Consider the following 254-nt stretch of genomic DNA (forward strand, 5'->3'; position numbering starts at 1 on the left):
CCTCCCACTCCGCAAGCTCACAGATCGGAATGCCGAAAGCCGCGGTTCAGTAAGGGTCGGTCTGCGATTTGACGACGAGGTCTTTTTTTTGCAGCGCGGCGGGGATGTCGCGCCGCTGCACTTCAGTCGGCTCGGTGTATTGCAAGCCATTCAGCGCCCGTCGGATCTCGGGGCTGATCGCATATTCATTAAACTCATTCATGACTAAACTCCTTCTCTGTCCGGCTCCCTTCATTATACGCGAAATGCCGCCG

Annotated in this window: 1 pseudogene; it reads right to left on the minus strand. The window is 56.3% G+C overall.

Annotated elements, in window-relative coordinates:
• Nucleotides 1–49 precede the first annotated feature (49 nt).
• Nucleotides 50–202: pseudogene (locus KVT31_RS29750) on the minus strand (ATP-dependent helicase); the annotation flags it as partial.
• Nucleotides 203–254: the final 52 nt, after the last annotated feature.

The sequence above is a fragment of the Bacillus sp. GbtcB14 genome, from assembly GCF_019091205.1.
GTDB classification, from domain to species: Bacteria; Bacillota; Bacilli; order Bacillales; family Bacillaceae_G; genus Bacillus_A; species Bacillus_A cereus_AG.